This window comes from Hydrogenovibrio sp., assembly GCF_049975065.1.
Taxonomy (GTDB): Bacteria; Pseudomonadota; Gammaproteobacteria; order Thiomicrospirales; family Thiomicrospiraceae; genus Hydrogenovibrio.
In genome coordinates, this window is sequence record NZ_JBNGDN010000044.1 from 1 (window position 1) to 3,220 (window position 3,220).

General features: G+C 52.1%; 3 protein-coding genes. All 3 read right to left on the minus strand.

Annotated elements, in window-relative coordinates:
* The coding region (locus tag ACP5D0_RS06510) for an ABC transporter ATP-binding protein (protein ID WP_472364854.1) at nucleotides 1-1,521 on the minus strand (1,521 nt) is incomplete at its 3' end.
* 13 nt (nucleotides 1,522-1,534) lie between these two features.
* A complete protein-coding gene (locus ACP5D0_RS06515) occupies nucleotides 1,535-2,308 on the minus strand; it encodes a TatD family hydrolase (RefSeq protein WP_472364855.1) in 774 nt (257 codons plus the stop codon).
* A gap of 35 nt (nucleotides 2,309-2,343) precedes the next feature.
* Nucleotides 2,344-3,220 (minus strand): DNA-directed DNA polymerase (locus tag ACP5D0_RS06520; RefSeq protein ID WP_472364856.1); only part of this gene is annotated, 877 nt, incomplete at its 5' end.

The window sequence follows — 3,220 nt, forward strand, 5'->3', positions numbered from 1 at the left end:
CTTTTCCACCACGTCTTTGAGTTGCGCGGTTTCCAAGGCTTGCCACAGTTTTTCATCGCTGAGATCCTGCCCCAGCGTCAAATTGAAACGAATGCTTTGCTGGAATAAGACAGGTTGCTGCAAGACGGTCGCCACATTTTCCCGCACGCAGGCCTGGCCAATATCTTCAAGCGGCACACCGTTGTACAACACTTGCCCGGCGTCCTGTTGATAAAAACCGAGCAGCAATTGCACCAGGGTGGTTTTGCCGCCGCCACTGGCACCGACAAAGGCCAGTTTTTCACCCGGCTGAATGGTAAAACTCAAATCGTGTAAAACGGCTTCGTTCTTGCCGGGATAATGGAAAAACAGGTTTTTCACCGCCACCGAAACGGTGTCGGCCTCAAATGGATTTTGCTTTTGCGGGTACTGCGGTTCCTGCTGCAAATCCAAAACACTGTTAATGCGCTGCAAAGCGCCGCTGCCGGCACTGTACGAATACTGAATGGCCAGAATTTCCTGCACCGGCCCCATCATAAACCAGAGATACCCAAACACCGCCATCATTTCACCGATGGACAGGTTGGAAAACACCACCATCAAAAAACTGACGCCACGGAAAATGTCGAACCCGACCAGAAAAATCAAAAACGAAATACGGCTGGCGGCTTCCGACTTCCAGGTAAAGGCTTCGGAATGGCGCTTAATGTCTTGTGCCTTACCGAGAATGCGACCAAAAAACGGCGTATCCTGATTGGCGGCGCGCACCTGTTGCAAGGCATCCAAGGTTTCCGATAAGGCCTGCTGAAACGCATCAATCGCGCTGTTTTCATCTTTTTTCAGGGTTTTGACCGCGCGCCCCATGCGCATGGTGAAATACACCACAATCGGGTTCATCAACAGAATGAACAGCGCCAATTCCCAATGCAGCCACAACAGCACCGCCGTGACGCCCACCAATGAGAAAATCGCCAAAATCACCTTGCCGACGGTCGTGCCCAAAAACGTGTCGATGGTATTAACGTCATTCACCATGGTGGCGGTGACACTGCCACTGCCCATGGTTTCGTACTGACTCATGGCCACACCCTGAATACGCGCCAGCAAGTCCTTGCGAATCCCGAAGGTCACGTCTTTGGAAATCACAGTAAATTGTTGCACCTGCCACACCCCGAACACCACTCCGAACACGCGTAGCAGAATCGTGATTAAGGTCACAATCAGAATATAACCCAGAGCGGTTTGCCAGGCCAACGGAATCACATCATTGAGTGAATGCACAATCCAACCGGGTTTATCCAACAGCACTTCGTCCACCAGCAACGGCAGCAATAATGGCAGAGGCACCGTGGCCAGCATGGCAAACAAGGCAATGATATGCGCTTTAATCAAGCGGGATTTATGACGCAGCACCAGATCAAAAATACGTTGCCAACTATACGCAGGGCGTGTGGGCGTCATCGCGGATTCCGATTGCCCCAACTGATCCGCCGACACACTCACTAAGCTGTCGTCCGCTTTCTCTACTCCAGACTGACTCATGCTTGAAACCGATTCATAACTTAAATAAACGTTTGAAATTAGCGGTCGTGGCGTCGGCCACCGTTTCTAACGGCAAGTCTTTCAAGCGCGCGATTTCTTCCGCTACGTAACGGGTATAACCCGGCTGGTTGGTTTTACCGCGATACGGCACCGGTGCCAGATAAGGCGAATCGGTTTCCACCAAAATACGATCCAGTGGAATGGCTTTGGCGACTTCTTTCAACTCTTTGGCGTTTTTGAACGTCACGATGCCGGAAAAGGAAATGTAGAAGCCCAACGCCATCGCGGCCTGGGCCGTCGCCAAATCTTCGACAAAACAATGCATAATGCCGCCGACCTGGTCGGCCCCTTCCTCTTTCAGAATCTGCAAACAGTCCGGTGTGGAGTTTCGAGTGTGAATCACCAAGGGTTTATCCAATTGTTTGGCCAACCGAATCATTTGCCGAAAACGGTCGGCCTGCCAGGTCATGTCCTCTTCATCCGCATTAAAATGATAATAATCCAGCCCGACTTCGCCCACCGCCAGCACTTTTGGGTGCGACGCCGCCTTTAACAAGGCGTCATCGGTGGTGACCACATCGCTCGGTTCACAGGGATGAATACCAATGGCGGCATAGACTTCGTCATGCGCATCGGCCAGTGCCAACACCTCATGCCAGGCACCGGGGCCGATGGCGATGCACAACATTTTATCGACGCCCAACTCATGTGCCTTTTCCAGCACCATTTCCACGCCACCAAAGGAATCGGGCAAAATATTCAGGTGACAATGTGAATCAATAATCATAGTAAAACTCGCATAGTAAAACTCGGTTTTATTTTTTAAAGGTCTCGACCGCGAATCAAGGTGCCGGAAAACGCCAGGCCTGGTTGATAATCCGGCTGATGCTGTTGTAGCCATTCCAGACAAATGCCTTCCAGCAACAAATCTTTATTGACGTTCTGGTGCCAGTATTGACGCGCCTGCAACACCGCTTTTTGAAACGCCAGCCAGTTGGGATTATAAGGGTGCTTTTGACCGTACAAGGCCGAACGCACCTGCTGCACCGACCAGGCGTAGAAATAATCCAAAGCGGCTTCCGGCTGCGGCCATTTTTTCCATTTTTCCACCGCTTGCGACACGCTCAATTGCGCCTGCTGCAAGCTGAGCAGATCGTCCTGCCAAGCCGCTTCCCATTCAAACGCCTTGTTTTCAACCCAGTTTCGAGCCGCCAAAGGCGCCCCCCAATTCAAGGTCAAGGCTTTTTTTAAACGCGGCACATCCGTCTGCGGTAACGCCTGCTGCAGCCAAGTCAAAGCGACTTCTCGGGACGGCGATGCAAACGCCATTTGGCGACACCGGCTGATGATGGTCGCCGGCAAAACGCTCAAACGATGAGTCGTCAAAATCAACACCGTGCCTTCCGGCGGTTCTTCCAGAGTCTTCAATAAGGCATTAAAAGCGGACTTATTCAAGGTTTCGGATTCCAGCACCAGCACCACCTTGAAACCGCCCTGATGCGCCGTGCGACTCACTTTATCGGTCAGCTCACGCACCTGATCTATGGCGATTTCTTTTTTATCCTCCAAGCGCTGCAGCACGAAAAAATCGGGATGCGTCGCCTGCTGGAACTGGTGACACTGTGCGCACTGCCCACAAGCGGAGACACCCGGGGTCTGACACAACAACCCGTGCGCCATTTCACGCGCAAACGCTTCA